Origin of the sequence: Haladaptatus cibarius D43, from assembly GCF_000710615.1 — an archaeon.
Classification (GTDB): domain Archaea; phylum Halobacteriota; class Halobacteria; order Halobacteriales; family Haladaptataceae; genus Haladaptatus; species Haladaptatus cibarius.
The window spans coordinates 56,547-76,607 of sequence record NZ_JDTH01000002.1 but is presented as its reverse complement, the minus strand read 5'-3'; the positions used below and the strand labels follow the sequence as shown (position 1 = coordinate 76,607).

Genomic DNA, 20,061 nt, shown 5'->3' with positions numbered 1-20,061 from the left:
CAATGGGTGAAGTCAACTTAGAACACGTTTCGAAACGGTACGACGATGTAACGGCAGTCGATGACATGAACCTCGATATTCGGGACGGCGAGTTCGTCACGCTCGTCGGGCCGTCGGGGTGTGGCAAATCCACGACGCTCGAAACCATCGCGGGGCTGACGATTCCGTCGGACGGGACGATTTCCATCGCGGGGCGAGAAGTAACCAAACTTCCGCCGAAAGACCGCGGCATTGCGATGGTGTTCCAAAACATCGCGTTGTTCCCGCACATGGACGTGTACGACAACATCAGTTTCGGGCTGAGACTCAGAAACTACGAGAAAGAAGAAGTCGACCGTCGCGTCGAGAACGCGGCGGAAATCGTCCAACTCGAAGGCATGCTCGACAGAATGCCCGACGAGATGTCCGGTGGTCAGCGCCAGCGTGTCGCCATTGCGCGTGCAATCGTGCGCGAACCCGACGTGTTCCTGATGGACGAACCGCTGGCGAATCTGGACGCAAAACTGCGCGTTCACATGCGCACCGAACTCCAGCGACTCCACAAGGAACTCGACGCGACCATCATCTACGTCACGCACGACCAGGCAGAGGCGATGACGATGTCCGACCGCGTCGCAGTCATCAACAAAGGTGAACTTCAGCAGTTCGACCCGCCGCTCGACTGCTACAACGAACCGAAGAACCTGTTCGTCGCGGGCTTCATCGGGTCGCCGAGCATGAACTTCGTGGAGGGCGTCGTCGATTCCAACGGACTCCAGACACCGGACTACCACGTCGAGTTCGACACCGGCCAACTCAACAGCGTGTCGGTGGACGACACGCTGACGATGGGTGTCCGCCCCGAAGACGTGTATCTCGTGGAGGACGCTGGCAACGTGTCGAACCCGACCAGTCGCGTCGACGCCCGGACGGACGTGCTGGAACCAATGGGCGACGAAATCTTCGTCTACATCCTCACCGGTGAGGGTGAGACGGTGGGAATGGACGCCGAGGCTGACGACGCTCATCAACTGCTGATGAGCGTCAACCCGGACAAAGACATCGATACGGACGAAGACGTGGAAATCGTCCTCGACAGGGAGCGGATTCACCTGTTCGACACCGAGACGGGCGATGCCATCGCACACGGCCTCGAATTTGCGCCCGTCGAAGCAGGACCTACCAGCACCGAGGCGGAGGGGGACGACTGAGATGGCGGTGGAGTTCGGAGTGGTGTATTTCGGGGCGGGGACGCTCCTGTTTTTCTTCTGGGCGTACGGTATCGTCTCGTTCGTCCTCGATTTGAAAAACAAAATCATCCCCGGCCTCCGAACACTCATCGAAAATCGGCGTGCACAGAAAGCGGAAGAGGAGCGGGAGCGCGAACGCGAAGACAAAAAACAGCAGTTGTACTGACGTGACTCCCCGCGACCATCAGAACTGTGTCGGACAATCGTTCCGTTTTCGAAGCGAAAGTACCAGCTCGGTAAAACCGAGCGAGCAAAAGGAAAAGAATAACACCGTCTCACAGGTGAGCCGTAAGTATGAGTGCCAGTGAGCCGGTTCGAGTTGGGTTCGTCGGTCTCGGAAATATTGGACATTATCACGCTGATAGAATCACTGATTTGCGTCACGAAATCGTCGGTGGCGTCGATATTAATCCCGACGCCCGTGCGCGGTTTGCCGAGAAATACGACACCCGCTCGTTCGAGAGCTACGAAGAACTGTACGAAGCAGACGTCGATTGTGTCATCGTCACGACACCGAACAAGTTTCACGAGGAGTACGCCGTCGCCGCGCTGAACGCGGGACTCGACGTGCTGCTCGAAAAACCGCTCGCGCACACGCTGGAGAGCGCGGAGCGAATCGCGGAAGCGGCCCGGAACGCCGACGGTTTCTGTATGGTCGGCTTCCATAACCGATTCCGCAACCCTGTCGAAGTCATCAAGGGCTACCAACACGAGGGACGATTCGGTAAGACGCGCCACGTCGAAGCGAACTACATCCGACGCCGAGGCATTCCGGGTCGCGGTTCGTGGTTCACGAACCGCGACGTGGCGGGTGGCGGCGCGCTCATCGACATCGGCGTCCACGCTATCGACCTCGCACTGCACCTTCATGACTTCCCGAACGTCAAAGAAGTCAGCGGCGAAGTTCGTTCTCAGTTCGGAAGCCGAGAGGATTACACCTACCTCGAAATGTGGGGCGACGACACCGAATCCGGCACGTTCACGGTTGACGACTCGGTGAGCGCGTTCATCCGCTGTGAAGGCGGGAAAACTATCGCACTCGAAGTCGCGTGGGCCGCGAACCGCGAATCCAGTGAAAAATACCACGTCCGCGGAACCGACGCCGGTGCGAGTTTCGACAAGAGCGACGACTCGCTCACGATGTACGAGACGAGCATGGTCGGTGCAGACCACTTCTCGGACACCAGCGTCAGAACCCGACAGGAAGACGCCCATAAAGCGGAACAGCGCGTCTTCTTCGAAGCTGTTCGTGACGGCGTCGCGCCGAAGATGAACACCATCGAGCAAGCGCTGACGGTTCAGCGCGTCATCGACGCTGTCTATCGTTCCTCGAAGAACGAACAGGCAGTGCAGTTGGAATAGATTACTGCAACCATCGAAGCCATTTTCCGTGTTGTTCGTAGGCGACGAGCGGCGTGTACTCCTCGCCGTCGAACCAGTCGAGCGTGAAGGCGTTATCCCACTCGTCAGTCGATTCGTGGCCCGACAACCAGTGCAGTTCTCGGCGTTCTGCCGCGGATTCGATATGTGCCCGGAGGCGGTCTTGGGTCGAGTCGGGCAGTTGATAGCGCATCTGCGTGTCGAAAACGCAGACCGGAACGTCGTTCGGAATCTCGGCAAGCACGTCCGGCAGTTCCTCGATTGCGTCACCCTGCCGGAGGTCGGGCGGATGCTGCTGTGCCACATCCGCGGCCTGCTGAAGCAGTCGGTGGCGGTCTTCGTGTTCCGGCCAGATGAGCGCGCGGAGCCAGCGAACGTCTTTTTCGTCCTGTACGGAAAGCGGATTCAGGTCGATTCCGATGCGGGAAGCGATTGCGGGAAAGTCGTCCGAGACGGGGAGGGTTTTCTCTCCCCGGAGTTCCGAATCGAGGACGCAGTCGCTCGTCCCGAACTGGCCAGCATCGCCGTAATCGTAGGCGTACTGGTTCCAGCAGAGGTTGAGTCCGCCGCTGGGGCCGAGTTCGATCAATGCGAGGGGTTCGCCGCCGACTTCGCGGGAGACACGAAAGAATGCCGGGAAGAGGGCGGTACAGCGCCGAACCGCGTTCGTCTGGGTTCTGCGGTTGCGCAGGAGGGGGAGTAGTTCAGTTTCGTATTCGAGACAGAACTCCCGAAATGCTGGAAACGGATTTCCCGATTTTGGGTCGTCCGTAAGAGTCGGATAGTACTCTGCGAGTTCGTGGTCAACACCACCGAGGAGGTGCCAGTGCACCGCCGCAAACAAAATGTTCGGCGTGCCGCGCTTCGGCGGGATTTCCTCCGCGAGCGCGAGCAGCTCCGGGTCGTCCGCGATTTCGCGCGAAATCCCCTCGTACAGGGGCGACGTTCCAACACACCAGTCAGCGAACCACTCGAACTGCTCGGCAAGGCTCATGTTCGGAGAATGGAAGACCGGGGGCGTAAGCGTTGCCACCGAAATTTTATTCCCGACCGAAGTAATGGTTCATGCTATGGACATCGGCGTTCACACTCCGCCACTGTACGGTGAATCGCTTTCCGACGCGCTCGCGTATCTCGATGATATCGGCGTGGACGCTATCGAACCCGGCGTCGGCGGCTATCCCGGCGACACCCACCTCCCGCGCGACGAATATCTGGACGATGACGACGCACAGGGAGAGTTGCACTCCCTGCTGGCCGAACACGACATGCACGTAAGCGCGCTGGCAACCCACAACAATCCACTTCATCCCGACGACGAGCAGGCAGAAGAAGCCGACACCGAACTCCGCGAGGCAATTCAGTTGGCCGACCAACTCAGTGTCGACACAGTAACCTGCTTCTCCGGACTCCCTGCTGGCGGCCCGAACGACGAGGTGCCGAACTGGATTACCGCCCCGTGGCCATCGGAACACGACGAGGCGCACACCTACCAGTGGGAAGAAGTCGCCATCCCCTACTGGCGCGATTTGGCGGAGCACGCGGCAGACCACGGCGTGGACGTGGCAATCGAGATGCACCCGAACATGCTCGTCCACGAACCCGTCGGGATGCTCGAACTTCGGAACGCGACGAACGAACGAATCGGGACGAACTTCGACCCGAGCCACCTCTACTGGCAAGGAATCGACGTCGTCGAAGCCATCCGCTTCCTCGGCGAACACGACGCAATCCACCACTTCCACGCCAAGGACACGAAAGTCTACGAGTCCCAAGCCCGCTACAAAGGCGTCCTCGACACGACGCCCTACGACGAGGAAGCGAACCGCTCGTGGCTGTTCCGCTCCGTCGGCTACGGCCACGGCGAAGAGCACTGGAAGGACATCGTCAGTGCGCTCAGGATGATTGAGTACGACGGCACCCTCTCCATCGAACACGAGGATTCGCTGACCAGTTCGAACGAAGGGTTGGAGAAGGCCGTCGAGATGGTAGAACGCGTGGTGTTCAGGACGACGCCTGGCGAAGCCTACTGGGCGGAATAGAGCGAATTAGAAGACTACAAATCTGGGAGAATCTGTTCGGGATAGAACGTCTCTTTCCCCTCCGAAAACTCGGTCGGGGATTTCCAGAAGCACTCGATTTCTTCGTCGAACTCGGCTTCGTAGCCGGAAAACTCGTCTTGCTCGTAGGGCCACGATTCCACGATGTTCGCTTCGTAGACGCGCCAAAGTTCGTGCGCGGGATTGCCGTCGAACGTGAACAGTCCTTCGTAGGTTTCGCGGTAGGTGACGTTCGTGAGTGAGACGCCCAATTCCTCCTTGAACTCCCTGCGAAGGGCGTCCTCACTGTATTCCCCGAACTCGACCGCGCCGCCGACAGGGTAGTAAAATGGCTTGTCCTCTCCCGGTTTCTCGTCCCGAGCGACGAGTAGTTCGTCGTCCCGCCAGACGAGTCCTCGGGCCGAGACGCGAATGTGATTTTCGAACATGGATTTCGTGAGGAACGACGATAATCGGACAAATGTCAAGAAGATTGTGATGTTTCGATTGGCGGAGACTGATGCCGACTCCAATGAAACTGCCGCCGCACCGCCTGCTCGCGGTTGCACCGTCGTCTCGCGGCTTCGCCGCTCGACTGTCCGCGGAACACAGTTCCGCGCTACTCGCGTTCGAGATTTCTTCGAAATCTCGTTCGCCACACGCCTCCCCAACCGATTCTTTCGTCACTGCGTTCCTCAGTCATCCCTCGCGCGGCTTTGGCTCACCTTCTCGGAGGTGAACTCCTCGATGCCACGCCAGCGCGCGCCATATCGCTTGATTGACTAACCACAAGGGTGCGCCAGCTCGATTCGCACGAATGCCGAACGACAGTGAGGCGTGAGTGCATTCCCGCGCTGGCGGGGAGGAGTGGGGATACTGACGGTGGCGGTATGATTGGAGTCGTGACTTGCTACCGACAAACAGACACTGACTCGAATCTAGTACTGCTATTCCGTCATGCGTGTAGTGTCATTGGAGTCAGCAACAACTAGCAAAATCGAACAAACAGAGGGTCGAAAAGCCGTTTTTACACCAACGAAACCAATCTACTCTCGACCACGAATTCATCGCGGGCCATCAAACACTAAGCGGTCGCACAAAGTACCCCAACCCATGAGTCTCAAAGTCGGAGTGTTAGGCTACCGATTCATGGGGAAAGCCCACGCGAACGCCCTCGCCCGCCTACCGATGTTCTTCCCGGACGCGCCGGACGTAGAGCGCCACGTTCTCGTCGGGAGAGACGAAAAAGCACTGACGGAGGCCGCAGACCGCCTCGGATTCGAAAACACCAGCACGGACTGGGAGGAAGTCGTAGCCGAGGTGGACGTGTTCTACAACCTTGGGCCAAATTTCGTCCACGCAGAACCCTCCATCGCCGCGCTGGAAGCAGGCACCCCGGTTCTCTCGGAAAAACCACTGGCCGCAAACCTCTCAGACGCGGAGCGAATGGCCGACGCGGCGGAATCGGCGGGGGTACCGACCGCGACTGCGTTCAACTATCGGTTCGTTCCGGCGATTCGGTACGCTAAGCAACTCATCGAGGACAGCGAACTCGGCGAGATTCACCAGTTCCGAGGAACGTACTTGCAGGACTGGCTGGTTGACCCCGAAGCTCCGTGGTCGTGGCGCAACGACGCGGAGTTGGCGGGCAGTGGCGCGCTCGGCGACCTCGGCGCGCACACCATCGACCTCGCGCAGTTCCTCGTGGGCGACGTAGAGCGCGTGTCGGGTCACCTCCGAACCTTCGTGGGCGAGCGCCCGGTAGAAGGAGAAGACGAAACTAAACCAGTCACGGTGGACGACGCCTACTCCGCGCAGGCTGAACTGGAAGGCGGCGTAATGGGAACGTTCGAAGCTTCCCGGTTCGCCACGGGACACAAAAACGACCACACAATCGAGGTTCACGGCTCGGAAGGAAGCCTGAAGTTCTCGCTCGAACGCCTCAATGAACTGGAACTCCTGCGGGACGACAACCGGGGCTATGAGACAATTCTCGTCACCGACGAATCCGACCCCTACATCGACCACTGGTGGCCGCCGGGCCACGTCATCGGGTGGGAACACACCTTCGTCCACGAGAATTACGAGTTCCTCTCCGCAGTCGATTCGGAGGAGGAATATCATCCGAACTTCGCGGACGGGCTAAAAGTGCAGAAGGTGTTGAATACGATTGAGAGAAGTGATGAAAACGGCGAGTGGGTGAACGTCGAGTAGGTAAACGTCGAGTAGAATAACGACCGTTTCAGTTCAGTATTCCCACGTTCCCTCGTCCGTCACGACGGAATCGAGCATGTTAGTGGGAGTTGCATCGTAGGCAGGATTCTCCACGGAAAACCCTTCGGCCGGTTCTCGAATGACTTCGCTGGCCGACCTGAAATCGTTCTCGAAGCGGAACGCCTCGCCGACGATTTTCGCGCTGGAACCGACGGTAGTGACGGGAACGTTCACCTCGTTCGCGGTGGCGACGAGCGGGAACGTCCCGACGCGGTTGTAGAGGGTTCCGTCAACGATACAGTCCATCCCGGTGAACACGCGGTCACACTTGGGCAGATAGTGGCCCGCCGCGCTGTCGATGATGAGCGTCACATCGACTTGGTCGATTTCGCCGAGGACGCGGGCGGTTTTGCGTCCGAGGTAGCGCGGTCTGGCTTCCAGCACGTACACGTCGAGATAGGAACCCTTGGTGACGGCGTTTTCGACCGCCTCAAGCACCGTCGAGGAGTAGTCGTGAGTCATGACGGTCATCCCGTCCTCGAACTGCGGGGTGGCGTTTTCGGCGGCCCGACGCTTTGCCGTGACGACCTGTTCGACCACGCTGTCGATGGCCTGTTGCATCTGGTCTTTTGACTGCTCGACCGATTCGCTTTCTGCGTCCGTAACCATCTTTACGATTGCCCTCTGTGTCGTGACGAGCGATGCATGAGAGGGATTCGCACGACGGAGGGCGTTGCTGTTGTGGTCGAGCGCTCGCTCGAACTCTTCGACCGTCTCGAAATCACGGCTAAGGAGGTCTTCTAACGCGCGGGCAGCCTTGACCGCGACGGTCGAGGAGCTGTGCGTTTGCATCTCCTGTATCTCCTCGACTGTCTCGTCTATCATGCACTAACGGTGTTCGCCGGGCTACAAGATTGTTCTGGGTTTGCGCTTTCTCGAATGGCGCGTCGGTTCGCCGGGACGAACCGACGCGCCGACGCACAGTTTACGTCCGTTCGTCACCAACCTCCAACGATGACTGTCCCTGTCCGCTACTACTGCCCTCACTGCGGCGCAATCGTCACACTGGAACGCGACGCCAACCTCGCCGACAAGTCGGTGACCGCAGACCCCTTAGATGGCTGGGAGTACGAAAACGCCTACGACGATTTCGAGGACGCGGACGGCGTGCAAATCGTTTGCGGAGCGAGTGAAACCGACGAAGATGGCTGTGGCGAACTGTACTACCTCAACTTCATCAAATTCGAAGACGGCGAGGAACTTGACCCACACGTTCCACTCAGGCCAGAAGACGCGCCGAACTTCGATTTCAGAACCTGAGAACGCAACACTCGTCCAGCAGATTCACCGTACTCGGAACCAGAATCCCCAACTGTACGTTTCGCCACCGACGCTGTACTGGTCTTCGAATCGGTAGCGACCGCTCGGAAAGCACGATTCGTTTTTCGCGTAACTAAGAACTGCCCATTCGACCTGTGATTTCTCGCCGGGTTCGAGCGTCTGTCGCTCGGTCGTTCCCCGCCCGCCGAGGTGGCCGCTTTGCCAGCATCCGTTACGTCTGTCGTTCGAATCGGGTTTGTACTGGAGGACGAGTCTCGACCCATCCGTGTCGGCGCTGACGACATCCGAAAACGGACTGGGGTAGCCGAATCGAATCGCCTGTTTGGATTCTGCGGTACATTCGAACGTTACGCGGAGCATCGGCGGATGCTCCGCAGTCGCACCCGAAACGAGCGTCGCGGAAAGCGTCGCTGGCAGTCCGTCCGGCACCGAATCGTTCTCGATGGTGAATCGAGAGTCGTCCGATGACAGTCCGAGAATCCCACCGATACAGCCAGCGGTGGTACCCGTGGCCAGCGTGCTGAGCACCGCTCGTCGTCGCATACTCTTCTTTCGTCACAAGAGGTATCAAAAGCTTTTGATTAGTGAAAGAAGTGTTTTACCTATCTCTTCATCTACCCCTTGATGTTGCAGACGGGATACGTCCGAACCACCTTGTCGCCGATTCCGAGCGCGTCGGATACTTTCACGACCTCGTCCACGTCCTTGTAGACGCCCGGCGCTTCCTCCGCGACTGTCGCGCCGCTTTGGGCTTTGACGTAGATGTGTTCTTGTTCCAGTTCGTCCTGCACGTCGCCGCCCCAGTAATCCTTTTTCGCCTGCGTCCGACTCATCACCCGGCCTGCTCCATGGGCAGTCGAACCGAAACTGAGGTTCATGGACTCCTCGCCGCCACAGAGGACGTAGCTTCCCGCGCCCATGCTTCCGGGGATGATGATTGGTTGCCCCACGTCGATGTATGCGCCGGGCACCTCGGGATGGCCTGCCGGGAATGCGCGTGTTGCACCTTTTCGGTGAACGAACAGTTCTTTTTCCTCGCCGTTCACGTCGTGGGTTTCCTTTTTCGCAATGTTGTGGGCCACGTCGTACAGCAGTTCCATCTCCATGGCCTCCCACGACTGGCCGAACACGCGCGAAAAGACCTGCCGCGTTCGGTGCATGATGAGTTGGCGGTTCACCCACGCGAAGTTGATTGCCGCGCCCATCGCCTGATAGTACTCCTCTGCGAGTTGGCTTCCCGCAGGGGCCGCGGCGAGTTCCTTGTCCGGGAGTTTCGATAGCAGGCCCGAGTGGGTTTTCTCGATTTTCCGCAGGTAGTCGTTACAGACCTGATGGCCCAATCCCCGACTACCACAGTGGATGAGGACGACGATTTGGTCTTCCGAGAGGCTGTAGGCCTCGGCGACATCCTCGCGGAACACGTCGGTCACGCGCTGGACTTCGAGGAAGTGGTTGCCACTGCCGAGGCTTCCCAACTGGTTTTTGCCGCGGTCTTTCGCCTTCTGTGAGATGGCAGCGGGGTCGCTTTCCTGTCGGACTCCTTCATCCTCGCAGTGAGCCAAATCAGCTTCCGTCGCGTAGCCTTCGTCCAGCGCCCACGCCATCCCCCGGTCGAGAACGTCGTTGACGGCGTCGATGTCGCCTTCCACGACGCCGCCGCCGCCGAGTCCCGACGGGATGTTGGCGAAGAGGGCGTCCACGAGTTCCTCTTCTTTTCCGTGCAAATCGTCGTAGGTGAGGTTCGTCCGCATCATCCGAACCCCGCAGTTGATGTCGTAGCCGACCGCGCCCGGCGAAATACAGCCGTTTTCGGCGTCGATTCCGGCGACCCCACCGACGGGGAACCCGTACCCCTGATGGCCGTCCGGCATGCAGAGGGCGTACTTCTGGACGCCCGGTAGGTGGGTCGTGTTTTTCAACTGTTCTAACGTCTTGTCGTCCGCGATTTGTTCCAGTAGCTCTTCGCTGGCGAACACCCGCGCTGGCGTCCCCATGTCCCCTTCTTGCGGGATTTCCCAGACGTACTCTCGAACCTGTTCGAGCGTGATGTCTCCCGCGGTGTACGTGTTCATACTCGAAGGTAGATGCCCGAACCCCGAAGACGTTTCGGGGTTCGGTTGGCGGTTACCGTCCCCGCAGGAAGGAAAATAAATCAGACATCGAAAACGACGTGAGTGGTTTACACGTCGAAAACGACGTAGGCGCGCCATCCATCTGCCGTTTCCTCGATTGCCATCTCGGAGTACGTCACGGCTTTGATTTCGCGTGCCCCGAGTCCAGAGAGGGGCACACCTCGCGCGCTTCCCGCGAGCGTCCACTCGCCGTTGGCGTCGTGGACGCTCGCCTCGTTTTCCACCGGGAGGACGGCCCGAACATCGCGTTCGTAGATAAGTTCGTCAAGATAATCGAACAGCAATGCCTCCCGATTTTCGGCGCTCACTTCGATGTCGAATCGCTCGCCTGCATCGGGTATGTCGTCGCACATCGCGGCGGCCAGTCCGTCGGCGACGGCGGCGAAAACGGCGGAAAGGGATTTTCCCGTGGCTTCGACCGCAACGTCGGCGGTATGCTCGCGGAGCGCGTAGGTCATTGGTGAAATCTCGGTCGCTGTGGGTATCAGGCTTGCCAAACGGAGTCTGGAAACCGCGAGCGATGCCGGTGGAATTATATTCACCTGTCTGCTACTCACTCTCAGTGAGTGTAAACATTGACACGCGCGTCGTCTCGCCGGGCGACAACCGCTACGTCGAGGAGGCGTGGCAGTTGAAGGAGAAAATCCGGCAGAGCGAGGACGTGCTGAAACAACGGCGAGGGTTCTTTACCGACGCATACCGCCGGTCGACCGTCTACTGCTACCTCACCGACGGCGAGGGGGGCGAACAAATCGTTGGATTTGCGGCGGTGCGCCGGGACGGCTACATCCTCTTTCTCGCGGTCAATCCCGACTTCCGCGGCGAGGGCTTCGGCCAGCGATTGGTCGCACGGGTTGCGAAAAACCACGCGACCGTCACCTGCCACGCGCGGAGTACGAACCAGAACGCACTCGACTTCTACCGGCATCTCGGCTTTTCCGTCGAACGCCGAATCGACAACTATTACGAAGACGGCGGTGACGCGTTCTACCTCCGACTGGGCGAAGAAGAGAGCATCACGAAGCGTCTTTCTGACTTCATGCGCGGATAAAACCGGACGACTGCGGTTTCGTTTTTCCGGACAGCTTCCGTCTGTGGTTTCACTTTTGGATTCGTTTTCTCACATCTGCGAGTAACGTCGCATTACTCCACGTTCTCGGGTCGACCGAATTTCGCCAGCAGAGCTATCTCGGAATTTGTCCAAAATCCGCCACTCTCCCGCAGCATCTCGATTTCCAAATCGAAACGGCTGCTTGAAGCGAAGAAACAACGCTTTAACCACTCGGTGTTTTTGCCACTGACGATGGAAGCGCGGACGCGAGCGTATCTTCGGGGACGGTTCCGCGACCACTACCGGACGGTAAAACCGGAACTCCCGCCCGCCGCGGACGAGCGCGAGTGGGGCTACATTCCGTGGACGTCCGGGACGGGAACGACGATGGTTCGCCACAACTCGCTGCTCGACCTCGGAACCCTTCGCGGGTTCCTCGAACGCGAGCGTCCGCGCCACGTGTATTTCTCCACCGGACAGTACAGAAATCCCGGTGCGGGAACGATGGACGGGAAGGGCTGGCGAAGCGCAGACCTCGTGTTCGATTTGGACGCAGACCACCTGCCCGGCGTCACTCCCGAGACACCCTACGCCGAGATGCTGGCGCGAGGGAAAGAGGAACTAGTAGACTTGATCGATTTGCTCGACCGGGATTTCGGCTTCGAGGATATGACGGTCGTCTTTTCAGGTGGTCGAGGCTACCACGTTCACGTTCGGGACGAGGGCGTTCTCGAATTAGACCGCGAGGCACGCCGCGAAATCGTAGACTACATTCGGGCGGCGGACGCGGATTTCGAGTCGCTCATCCAATCCGAAGCGGTCGCCGGAATCGGCCTCAAAAATCCGACGCAAAAGCGCACGCTTCCGACCGACAGCGGGTGGGGCGGGCGGGTTCACGACCACCTCTGTTCGTTCGTGGACGAACTGCTGGCGATGGACGAGGAGAACGCGCTCGAACGCCTCCAAGAGTTCGACGGCATCGGCGCGGGGAAGGCGGCGGGCGCGTACAAAGCCGCGAAAAACAACCACGCGGAAATCAAGCGCGGCAACGTGGACGTACATCCGGCGTTTTACGGTTTAGCGAAGATTCTCGCAGCGGACGTGTTCGAATCCGAAACCGCCGCGGTGGACGAACCCGTGACGACGGACACGCATCGACTCATCCGCCTTCCCGGCAGTCTCCACGGCGGAAGCAGTTTGGAAGTCACACGGATTCCGCACGACGAACTGGCCGACTTCGACCCGCTTCGGGATGCGGTTCCCGAGACGTTCACGCGACACGACGTGACGATTGAACTGGACGAAACAGCACAGGTCGAACTCGCTGGCGAAAGCTTTAGGCTTCCGGCGGGAGATGTATCAACTCCGGAATACGTGGCCAACTTTCTCATGGCCCGTGGCCGGGCAGAAAAAGGGAAAGAATGAATCTCGACGAACTCCGCAGTGTCCAGAGCAAGGAGCGCTCGAAGGATAGCCTACAGCATCTGCGCGAATCCTTCTACGAGGACGTGGGGAGCTACATCGGGAGTTTGCGCGACGAACGCGAGCGAGCCGCGGAGCGAGCGGACAACCCGTTCGATTCGAGCGAAGTCAACCGACTGACCGACGAAATCCAGACAGCAGAGGATGTCGTCGAAGCGATATACGAACGACGCGTCGGCAAAGTCGTCAAGCGCGCGAGCCTCTCCGCCGCCGGGATTCCGGCGGACGAAGAGGGGCTGACGAACGAGGAACAGGAACTATTTTCCGACCTCGTGGAACGAATCGAATCCAACAAATCGACCGTCCTCGACGTGTTGTCCGGTGAGGAACCGAACCAGTCCGATAGCAGTCCGACCGAAACGATGAGTTCCGAGCCAACTGGAACGGAACACGCCAACTCCACTCCGACCGGAGCGGAGTCGGCCGAATCGCGGACGGCGGAGACAAGTCCGGGAACGGAATCATCGAAAACGGAAACGACCGGTTCCGAACCGAACTCCGCATCCGACGACCACCGACCGTCTGCGGAAGCGGCGGCAATCGCGGGTGATTCCGAGGACGCCGCTTCTGCCGGAACTGCGTCCTCGACCGAAACCCCGGACGGGCCGGAAAGCGAGACGAGTGCCGAGGAAAGCGAAGCGGCGGCGGACGACTCGGAACCGTCGCTCTCCGACGAACGAACTACGGTTCGAATCACCCGCGACATCGGCGAAATCCTCGGCGTGGACGAGCGCGAGTACGACCTCGCAACCGAAGACGTGGTGACGCTTCCCGCGGAAAACGCCGGGCCGCTTATCGAGCGCGACGCTGCCGAAAAGTTGGAGTAGCAGTCCCGTCGAAGCGTCCTATCGAAGCCAGACTTGTATCGTGAGGACGACAGTTACGACGAGGCCAAACGCACCGAGCATCGTCGTTCCGGTGTCGTAAACACCGTCGGAGCGCACCCAACCGTGGACGGTGAAGCCAGCGAGAGCGACGACGAACGCGACCACGTCAGCGTACTCAAGCGGCCTCGATTGGGAGGACATGACAAGTTCTTTTCGGACGACCTGTAAAAATTCTGAGAAAGAACGAGACAGCCCCGTTTTATCGTGCGACACTGTAAACGTCCAGCCGAATGCTCGTCGAAGTCGCAGAGTACTCCATCCTCGCTGTCATCGCTACGGTCGCCATCTGGAAGGCAAGCAGTTGGCTCGAACAGTCGAGCAAGCGATTATCGGCCTATTACGGCCTGCCCGCAATCGTGCAGGGTGCTATCGTCGTCGCAATCGGGTCGAGTTTCCCGGAATTGGCGAGCGTCGTCATCTCGACGTGGCGTCACGGAACGTTCGATTTGGGGGTGAGCGCCATCGTCGGGTCGGCAATCTTCAACCTGCTCGTCATTCCAGCACTGTCGGGCATCTTCTCGGACGGCGTGAAAGCCGACCGCTCGGTCGTCTACAAGGAGGCGCAGTTCTACATGATTGCCGTTTCGGTGCTCATCATCACCTTCGCAATGGCGGTCATCTACTACCCAGTCGCGGATATGCGACTCGGTGGGACAGTGACGTGGCAACTCGCGCTCATCCCGATTGCCTTCTACGGGGTCTACGTCTTCACGCAGTATCAGGACACCCAAGACCACGACGCCGAGGACGCGCCCGAGGATATCAATCCCGCCCGCGAATGGCTCATGCTGCTCGCCAGTCTGATTCTCATCGCCGTGGCAGTCGAAGGACTCGTTGAGGCCGCCCTCGGCTTCGGGGAACTGTTCAACACCCCGAACTTCATTTGGGGTTTGACGGTCATCGCCGCCGGAACCAGTCTCCCCGACACGCTGGTCAGCGTTCGTGCCGCCCGCGAAAGCAACGGCGTGACGAGTCTCGCAAACGTGTTCGGAAGCAACGTTTTCGACCTCCTCGTGGCGGTTCCGGCGGGCGTGCTCATCGCCGGTTCCGCAGACATCGACTTCGCGGTGACGGTGCCGATGATGGGCTTTCTCACCCTCGCAACCGTCGTCGTGTTCGGCTTCCTTCGAACGGAACTCACGCTCACAAAGAACGAATCGTGGGGCCTGCTCGGCGTCTACGGACTGTTTTTGGTCTGGATGGTCTTCGAAACCGCAGGCGTGACGAACCTTGTTCCGGGGGCGTGACAACCGAACTGTCGCCAGCGATTCCGGCGCGAAGCGACGGGAAAGCGGTAGGCTAGTGACACAACCGCGAAAAACAGCATTTTTACTGACTATCAAAAACAGCAGTCTCCACGAACTACCAAAACGGCCCTCTGCACAAGCTATCAAAACAGCAATCGACGCAACCGCCGAGGGCCAGTTTATTCACCGGAAAATCTGCGATTTTCCGGGGCGACGACTGACCGTGGGGAAGGAGGAGGCTTTTGGTGCAGATTTTGCCAGTGAGCGCGGCGTTGCCGCGCTCACACAGCAAAAGGTGCTATTGGAAGGTGCGACCCAACTGCTCTTCCGTCTCGGGTTCGGCGCTGTCGAACCGTTCTTCGATTTCCTCGTAGCGTTCCTTGGTTTCCTCGGTGACGCTCGGCGTCACCTCGTCCAGCGCGTTCTCGAAGTGGTCGGCGGTGATGCGGACGTTGCCGACGCTTTCGCCGATGTCCTCGGGCGAGACGCTCTGGATGAACTCTCTGCTCGCGGCCATCGCCGCTTCCCGGCAGACGGCCTCGATGTCGGCACCGACGTAGCCGTCGGTTTTCCGCGCCAGCGAGTCCAAGTCAACGTCGTCGGCCAGCGGCTTGTTCCGGGTGTGAACCTCGAAGATGGCCAGGCGCGCATCCTCGTCAGGGACGGGCACGTGGACGTGTCTGTCGAGGCGACCCGGACGCAGGAGCGCCGAGTCGATGAGGTCGGGGCGGTTCGAGGTGGCGATGACCACCACGTCTTCGAGTTCTTCGAGGCCGTCGAGTTCGGTCAGCATCTGCGAGACGACGCGTTCGCTGACCTGTGAGCCACCGCCGCCGTCGCGGCCGCGCTCCGTGGCGATGGAGTCGATTTCATCGAAGAACACCACGGTCGGGGCGTTCTCGCGGGCTTTGCTGAACACTTCTCGGACGCCCTTCTCGGACTCGCCGACCCACTTCGACAGCAGTTCGGGGCCTTTAATCGAGATGAAGTTGCTGTCGCTTTCGTTGGCGACGGCTTTCGCCATGAGCGTTTTCCCGGTTCCGGGCGGCCCGTACATCAGGACGCCTTTCGCGGCCTGCATGTCCAGTGATTCGAACACCTCGGGGTAGTCGAGCGGCCACTGGATGGTTTCGCGGAGGCGTTCTTTCGTGTCCTCCAAACCGCCCACGTCCTGCCACGACACGTCGGGCACTTCCACAAAGACCTCGCGGAGCGCCGAGGGTTCGATACCTTTCAGCGCTTCCTTGAAGTCTCGTTCCGTGACCTTCAGTGCCTCCAACACGTCGGCTGGAATTTCCTCCGAATCGAGGTCGAGTTCGGGGCGGACGCGGCGGAGCGCGTTCATTGCGGATTCGCGAGCGAGCGATTCGAGGTCGGCACCGACGAACCCGTGGGTGTTGTCGGCGTACTCCTCCAAATCGATGCTGTCCGCGAGGGGCATCCCGCGCGTGTGAACCTGCATGATTTCGAGGCGACCGTCGCGGTCTGGCACGCCGATTTCAATTTCGCGGTCGAACCGACCGCCACGGCGGAGCGCGGGGTCAACCGCATCCACGCGGTTCGTGGCGGCGATAACCGTCACTTCACCGCGTTCTTCGAGTCCGTCCATCAGCGACAGGAGTTGCGCGACGACACGGCGTTCCACGTCGCCGCCTGCCTCCTCGCGTTTCGGCGCGATGGAGTCGATTTCGTCGATGAAGATGATGGCCGGGGAGTTCTGTTCTGCCTCCTCGAACACCTCTCTTAGTTGCTCTTCGGACTCGCCGTAGTATTTCGACATGATTTCCGGCCCCGAGATGGTTCGGAAGTAGGCGTCGATTTCGTTGGCGACGGCCTTCGCCATCAGGGTTTTCCCGGTTCCGGGCGGCCCGTGGAGCAACACACCTTTCGGCGGGTCGATGCCGAGGCGACTGAACAGTTCTGGGTGTCGCATCGGTAGTTCTATCATCTCCCGAACCTGTTCGAGTTCGCGCTCCAAGCCGCCGATGTCCTCGTAGGTCACGTCGGGTCGCGCCTGTCCACCGCCACCGCCTGCTCCGGCCGCGATTTCTTCGGCAGGGCGTTCGCTAATTTGGATTTCGGTGGAGTCCGTCACGACGACGGTTCCCTCGGGGTCGGTGCTGGCGACTTTGAGCGGGATGGATTGGCCGGAACCCATTCCCATCAGGCCGAAACCGAACGGAATCGCCTGTCCCTGCGTAATCGCCTGTCCGCTCAACTTGTCCCGGATGTGTGGCGCGATGTTCCCGCGAATCTGAAGGTTCTGCGGGAGCGCGATGGTGACCTTGTTCGCCGGTTTGACGTCGGCTTTCTCAATACTGACCTTGTCGTCGATGCCGACACCAGCCTCTTGTCGGAGCTTTCCGTCGATGCGGATGATACCGCGACCCTCGTCTTCGGGGTAGCCGGGCCAGACTCGCGCGACCGCACGATCCTGTCCGCGGCCCTCGATAACGATGTAGTCGCCGTTCTCGACGCCAAGTTCCTCCATAGAACGTCGGTCAACCGCCGCGAGTCCGCGGCCCGCGTCCTTCTGCTTCAACGGTTTGACAGTTAGTTTCATCGTCCCTCCGTTATGGTTAGGATTCCGTTGTTGATTAACACTTCTGCCCCTCCGGTTGGCAGGTCGATTTCCGTCTGGAACTCATCGTCATCTTCCTCGACGACGACGATTGCCACGTCTTCGAGCACGTCTACCGAAACGTCTGCAGTGCCGAAGTCGGCGACGACGACATCTCCATCGTCGTAGCTGTAGCGACGGGAGATGCTGCCACTCTGCTGTGTGATACGTTCGAGTGTCATGGTTAGCTAACCTCTGGTTAGGTTCGAAGACATTTAAGTCTTTCGCTGGAGAGGGTGCTACAGTACATCGATTACCGAACAAACGGTGGAAATGCGGTTCCATCGATTTGCGTCCGAAATCGCCGCGTATTCGTCCGGAACTTTATGCTCTACGCGCGTGAGACATACGACATGGAAACAGTCACACACCACGACCGGACGACAGCTTATCGCATCGTAGACCGTGGTGGTGAGGGCGACCCGGTGCTGTTCGTCCACGGAAGCGGCGGCACACACGAACTCTGGAAAGCTCAACTCGCCCGCCTCGCTTCTTCGTTCCCCGTCGTCGCACTTGATTTGAGTGGCCACGGCGACTCCGAAGACGTGGAGGCAGACCCCGGCTGGAGCACCATCTCGGCCTACTCCGACGACGTGCTGGCCGTCGCCGAGGAAACCGGAGCGAAAACCCTCGTCGGCAACTCGCTCGGCGGCGCAATCGTCATGCACCTCGTCCTCGACCGCGACTTCGAACCCGACGCCCTCGCACTCGTCGGAACCGGCGCAAAACTGGCCGTACTCGACGATTTACTCATCTGGCTCGAATCGGATTTCGACCGCGCCGTCGAATTTTTACACGACGGCGACCGCCTATTTCACGACCCAGACGACCGCTACGTCGAACTTTCGAAAGAGTCGATGTACGAAGTCGGACGGCGAGTGACGAGTCGTGATTTTCACTCCTGTCACACTTTCGACGTGCGCGACCAGTTGAACGGAATCGTCGCCCCGACGCTCGCCGTCGTCGGCGAGCACGACATGCTCACGCCGCCACGATATCACAAATATCTGGCCGACAACGTCATCGACGGCCAGTACGTCGAAATCGAAGGAACCGCGCATCTAACTATGCTCGAAACGCCGGAGGCGTTCAACGGAACGCTGACGCGGTTTTTGGAAGGCGTTCGGTAGAAGGGGAAAGTCAGAACGATTTCACCGAATCAGTACACGTCGTCCAGATTTTCTTCGACGTGCGAGTGTTCGTCCGCCGGGAACTCGCCGGATTCGACTTCGTCGCGGTACGCGGAAACCGCACGTTCCATTTCGCCTCGAACGTCGCCGAACTGCTTCGAGAACGATGGACTCCAGTCGCCCAATCCGACTGCGTCGGTGATGACGAGCACCTGCCCGTCCGTGTGTGGCCCGGCACCGATTCCGATGGTCGGGATGTCGAGTTCTTCCGTGATGGTTTCCGCCAGGTTCGCCGGAACGTGTTCGAGGACGAGCGAGAACGCGCCCGCTTCCTCGTGTTCTCTGGCGAGTTCGAGCATTCCCTCTGCGGACTCCTGCGACGTTCCCTGTCGGGCGTATCCCGACTGGTTGACGTGCTGTGGCGTCAGCCCGAGGTGGGCCATCACCGGAATACCGATTTGTGAGAGCGTTTCGGTTAGCTCCACGGTGTGGCTTCCGCTCTCGATTTTGACGGCGTTTGCACCTTCCTCTTTTACCATTCGACCTGCGTGTTCGACCGCCGTCTTCGTATCGAAGCCGAAACTCAAGAATGGCAAATCGGCGATGACCAGTGCATCTTCAACACCGCGGGCAACGGCCCCGGTTCGACTCGCAACCTCGTCAACCGTGACGGGAAGCGTGGAATCGTATCCCAACACTGCGTTGCCCATGCTGTCCCCGACGAGTATCATGTCGATGTCGGCGTCGTCCACGATTTCGGCTGTCGGCGCGTCGTAGGCCGTGAGCATCGTAATCGGCGCTTCGCCCGCCTTGGCGCGAATATCCCTCACCGTTGGCATACCTCGAACTCCTTGTTCGGAGGGCTTAACCTCCGCGGTCGGCCACGGATTAACCGGAAATTGGCCGCCTTACTCGGCCTGCTGACCAGACCTGATAACTCTTAAGCCCACCCGGTTCTCGCGTTTATCTGTGCCCGAACCAGTCGAAACCTACAGTCCGGACGGCGTCGATTACGGGTGGGTGATGCAGGTCACCTTCGTCACCACCATCGTCATCGGTGCGCCACTCGTCGCACTCATCGCGTTTTTCTCGGGTGTGTCGCTGCCGACGTGGGCGTCGCGCGTCTCCTTCGCGGTTCGCATCGGCGCAATCGTGTGGTTCGTCACCGCGATTTGCGTGTTTTTCTACGCTCGTCGCCAGCAGGCGGACTAAAACGCCGAAATCCGTCAGGAACGAAAAACACGACGAAGGGGCAGAAAACGACGAACCGGACTGAAATGGCCACATTCGACGATACGATACGCCACGG

At 59.6% G+C, this 20,061-nt stretch carries 23 protein-coding genes; 13 read left to right on the top strand and 10 right to left on the bottom strand.

What is annotated here, in order from left to right:
- Nucleotides 1-2: 2 nt before the first annotated feature.
- The 3 genes from HL45_RS05580 (at nt 3) to HL45_RS05570 (ending at nt 2,591) form a co-directional block, all read left to right on the top strand.
- Complete coding sequence (locus HL45_RS05580) at nt 3-1,190, top strand: ABC transporter ATP-binding protein (protein ID WP_049970167.1); 1,188 nt, start codon at nt 3-5, stop codon at nt 1,188-1,190.
- 1 nt (nt 1,191) lies between these two features.
- Entirely contained in the window at nt 1,192-1,395 is a 204-nt protein-coding gene (locus HL45_RS05575) for a hypothetical protein (RefSeq protein ID WP_049970166.1), read from the top strand.
- Between the two features lie 128 nt (nt 1,396-1,523).
- Nucleotides 1,524-2,591 carry a Gfo/Idh/MocA family protein gene (locus HL45_RS05570; RefSeq protein ID WP_049970165.1) on the top strand — a complete coding sequence of 356 codons (1,068 nt, stop codon included), beginning with the start codon at nt 1,524-1,526 and terminating at the stop codon, nt 2,589-2,591.
- Nucleotide 2,592: 1 nt separating this feature from the next.
- Here HL45_RS05570 and HL45_RS05565 read toward each other — a convergent pair whose 3' ends face one another.
- Nucleotides 2,593-3,603 carry a DUF2332 domain-containing protein gene (locus tag HL45_RS05565; protein WP_049970164.1) on the bottom strand — a complete coding sequence of 337 codons (1,011 nt, stop codon included), beginning with the start codon at nt 3,601-3,603 and terminating at the stop codon, nt 2,593-2,595.
- A 76-nt stretch (nt 3,604-3,679) separates the two neighbouring features.
- Between HL45_RS05565 and HL45_RS05560 the strand changes: the two genes are divergently transcribed.
- Nucleotides 3,680-4,651, top strand: a complete 972-nt coding sequence (locus HL45_RS05560) for a sugar phosphate isomerase/epimerase family protein (RefSeq protein ID WP_049970163.1) — start codon at nt 3,680-3,682, stop codon at nt 4,649-4,651.
- A gap of 14 nt (nt 4,652-4,665) precedes the next feature.
- Here the strand turns inward: HL45_RS05560 and HL45_RS05555 are convergent, their stop codons facing one another.
- Nucleotides 4,666-5,097, bottom strand: coding sequence for an NUDIX hydrolase (locus tag HL45_RS05555; protein ID WP_049970162.1), 432 nt, complete (start codon nt 5,095-5,097; stop codon nt 4,666-4,668).
- A gap of 71 nt (nt 5,098-5,168) precedes the next feature.
- On the opposite strand from HL45_RS05555, the gene HL45_RS20750 reads away from it, so the two are divergent.
- Nucleotides 5,169-5,387 carry a hypothetical protein gene (locus tag HL45_RS20750; RefSeq protein WP_158413665.1) on the top strand — a complete coding sequence of 73 codons (219 nt, stop codon included), beginning with the start codon at nt 5,169-5,171 and terminating at the stop codon, nt 5,385-5,387.
- A gap of 374 nt (nt 5,388-5,761) precedes the next feature.
- A complete protein-coding gene (locus HL45_RS05545) occupies nt 5,762-6,862 on the top strand; it encodes a Gfo/Idh/MocA family protein (RefSeq protein ID WP_049970160.1) in 1,101 nt (366 codons plus the stop codon).
- A gap of 33 nt (nt 6,863-6,895) precedes the next feature.
- On the opposite strand, the gene HL45_RS05540 is transcribed toward HL45_RS05545, so the two are convergent.
- Nucleotides 6,896-7,747 (bottom strand): translation initiation factor eIF-2B, encoded by an 852-nt coding sequence (locus tag HL45_RS05540; RefSeq protein WP_049970159.1) that lies wholly within the window; start codon nt 7,745-7,747, stop codon nt 6,896-6,898.
- 129 nt (nt 7,748-7,876) lie between these two features.
- Between HL45_RS05540 and HL45_RS05535 the strand changes: the two genes are divergently transcribed.
- The gene (locus HL45_RS05535; protein ID WP_049971913.1) at nt 7,877-8,182 is read left to right on the top strand and encodes a hypothetical protein; all 306 of its coding nucleotides are present in this window, start codon (nt 7,877-7,879) and stop codon (nt 8,180-8,182) included.
- 24 nt (nt 8,183-8,206) lie between these two features.
- Here the strand turns inward: HL45_RS05535 and HL45_RS05530 are convergent, their stop codons facing one another.
- The 3 genes from HL45_RS05530 to HL45_RS05520 all read right to left on the bottom strand — a co-directional run bounded on the left by HL45_RS05530 (nt 8,207) and on the right by HL45_RS05520 (nt 10,793).
- Nucleotides 8,207-8,746 carry a hypothetical protein gene (locus tag HL45_RS05530; protein WP_049970158.1) on the bottom strand — a complete coding sequence of 180 codons (540 nt, stop codon included), beginning with the start codon at nt 8,744-8,746 and terminating at the stop codon, nt 8,207-8,209.
- A 71-nt stretch (nt 8,747-8,817) separates the two neighbouring features.
- Nucleotides 8,818-10,275 (bottom strand): RtcB family protein, encoded by a 1,458-nt coding sequence (locus tag HL45_RS05525; RefSeq protein ID WP_049970157.1) that lies wholly within the window; start codon nt 10,273-10,275, stop codon nt 8,818-8,820.
- A gap of 107 nt (nt 10,276-10,382) precedes the next feature.
- The gene (locus HL45_RS05520) at nt 10,383-10,793 is read right to left on the bottom strand and encodes an archease (protein ID WP_049970156.1); all 411 of its coding nucleotides are present in this window, start codon (nt 10,791-10,793) and stop codon (nt 10,383-10,385) included.
- 104 nt (nt 10,794-10,897) lie between these two features.
- Here HL45_RS05520 and HL45_RS05515 point away from each other — a divergent pair, with 104 nt between their 5' ends.
- The 3 genes from HL45_RS05515 to HL45_RS05505 all read left to right on the top strand — a co-directional run bounded on the left by HL45_RS05515 (nt 10,898) and on the right by HL45_RS05505 (nt 13,695).
- A complete protein-coding gene (locus HL45_RS05515) occupies nt 10,898-11,386 on the top strand; it encodes a GNAT family N-acetyltransferase (RefSeq protein ID WP_049970155.1) in 489 nt (162 codons plus the stop codon).
- 252 nt (nt 11,387-11,638) lie between these two features.
- Nucleotides 11,639-12,811 (top strand): DNA primase small subunit PriS, encoded by a 1,173-nt coding sequence (priS, locus tag HL45_RS05510; RefSeq protein ID WP_049970154.1) that lies wholly within the window; start codon nt 11,639-11,641, stop codon nt 12,809-12,811.
- Nucleotides 12,808-13,695 (top strand): DNA replication complex subunit Gins51, encoded by an 888-nt coding sequence (locus HL45_RS05505; RefSeq protein ID WP_049970153.1) that lies wholly within the window; start codon nt 12,808-12,810, stop codon nt 13,693-13,695. The genes priS and HL45_RS05505 overlap by 4 nt, the downstream gene beginning before the upstream one ends.
- Nucleotides 13,696-13,713: 18 nt before the next feature.
- On the opposite strand, the gene HL45_RS05500 is transcribed toward HL45_RS05505, so the two are convergent.
- The gene (locus HL45_RS05500; RefSeq protein WP_049970152.1) at nt 13,714-13,896 is read right to left on the bottom strand and encodes a hypothetical protein; all 183 of its coding nucleotides are present in this window, start codon (nt 13,894-13,896) and stop codon (nt 13,714-13,716) included.
- Nucleotides 13,897-13,985: 89 nt separating this feature from the next.
- On the opposite strand from HL45_RS05500, the gene HL45_RS05495 reads away from it, so the two are divergent.
- The gene (locus tag HL45_RS05495; protein ID WP_049970151.1) at nt 13,986-15,002 is read left to right on the top strand and encodes a sodium:calcium antiporter; all 1,017 of its coding nucleotides are present in this window, start codon (nt 13,986-13,988) and stop codon (nt 15,000-15,002) included.
- A 298-nt stretch (nt 15,003-15,300) separates the two neighbouring features.
- On the opposite strand, the gene HL45_RS05490 is transcribed toward HL45_RS05495, so the two are convergent.
- Together HL45_RS05490 and HL45_RS05485 are read right to left on the bottom strand one after the other, a co-directional pair.
- Nucleotides 15,301-17,565, bottom strand: coding sequence for a CDC48 family AAA ATPase (locus HL45_RS05490; RefSeq protein WP_049970150.1), 2,265 nt, complete (start codon nt 17,563-17,565; stop codon nt 15,301-15,303).
- Nucleotides 17,562-17,804, bottom strand: coding sequence for a DUF7127 family protein (locus HL45_RS05485; RefSeq protein WP_049970149.1), 243 nt, complete (start codon nt 17,802-17,804; stop codon nt 17,562-17,564). The genes HL45_RS05490 and HL45_RS05485 overlap by 4 nt, the downstream gene beginning before the upstream one ends.
- Nucleotides 17,805-17,975: 171 nt before the next feature.
- Between HL45_RS05485 and HL45_RS05480 the strand changes: the two genes are divergently transcribed.
- Nucleotides 17,976-18,752 carry an alpha/beta fold hydrolase gene (locus HL45_RS05480; protein ID WP_049971912.1) on the top strand — a complete coding sequence of 259 codons (777 nt, stop codon included), beginning with the start codon at nt 17,976-17,978 and terminating at the stop codon, nt 18,750-18,752.
- Nucleotides 18,753-18,781: 29 nt separating this feature from the next.
- Here HL45_RS05480 and panB read toward each other — a convergent pair whose 3' ends face one another.
- Nucleotides 18,782-19,591 (bottom strand): 3-methyl-2-oxobutanoate hydroxymethyltransferase, encoded by an 810-nt coding sequence (panB, locus tag HL45_RS05475; RefSeq protein ID WP_049970148.1) that lies wholly within the window; start codon nt 19,589-19,591, stop codon nt 18,782-18,784.
- 130 nt (nt 19,592-19,721) lie between these two features.
- Between panB and HL45_RS05470 the strand changes: the two genes are divergently transcribed.
- Nucleotides 19,722-19,964 carry a DUF5822 domain-containing protein gene (locus tag HL45_RS05470; RefSeq protein WP_049970147.1) on the top strand — a complete coding sequence of 81 codons (243 nt, stop codon included), beginning with the start codon at nt 19,722-19,724 and terminating at the stop codon, nt 19,962-19,964.
- The last annotated feature ends 97 nt before the right edge of the window (nt 19,965-20,061 follow it).